The organism is Psychroserpens damuponensis (assembly GCF_000826655.1).
Lineage (GTDB): Bacteria > Bacteroidota > Bacteroidia > Flavobacteriales > Flavobacteriaceae > Psychroserpens > Psychroserpens damuponensis.
In genome coordinates this window covers 1-814 of record NZ_JXJO01000025.1, presented here as the reverse complement: position 1 = coordinate 814, position 814 = coordinate 1, and the positions used below count along the sequence as shown (strand labels likewise).

General features: G+C 43.5%; 1 pseudogene. It reads left to right on the top strand.

Going from position 1 to position 814, the window contains the following annotated elements:
• Positions 1-814 (top strand): annotated as a pseudogene (locus TD29_RS18555) (hypothetical protein); the annotation flags it as partial.

Below are 814 nucleotides of genomic sequence, written 5' to 3'. Positions count from 1 at the left end.
TCAATCGGCAACAGTAACTGTCACTTTTATTCCAACGGCTAATGCTGGAACCGATGGTGCTATTGATTTATGCTTAGATAATGACCCTATTGATTTGTTTACTGTGCTTGGTGGTGCTCCTGAAACTGGTGGAACGTGGTCGCCTGCGCTTGCAAGTGGTTCTGGAATTTTTGATCCTGCGCTAGATACTGCTGGTGTGTACACTTATACCATTGCTTCAAATCCGCCTTGTGAAGATTCAACGGCAACGGTTACAGTAACCACTGCTATCCCTCCAAATCCTGGAACCGATGCTACTGTCGATTTATGTACTAATAATGACCCAATTGATTTATTTACTGTGCTTGGTGGTGCTCCTGAAACTGGTGGAACATGGTCGCCTGCGCTTACTAGTGGCTCTGGAATTTTTGATCCTGCGCTAGATGCAGCTGGTGTATATACTTACACACTAATTGGTACTGCGCCTTGTGACGACCAATCGGCAACAGTAACTATTACTTTTATTCCAACGGCTAATGCTGGAACGGATGGTGCTATAGATTTATGCTTAGATAATAATCCTATTGATTTGTTTACTGTGCTTGGTGGTGCTCCTGAAACTGGTGGAACGTGGTCGCCTGCGCTTGCAAGTGGTTCTGGAATTTTTGATCCTACTATAGATACTGCTGGTGTGTACACTTATACGATTGCTGCAAATCCGCCTTGTGAAGATTCAACGGCAACGGTTACGGTAACTACAAATATTCCTCCTAATCCTGGAACGGATGCTACTGTCGATTTATGTACAAATAACGACCCTATAGATTTATTTACT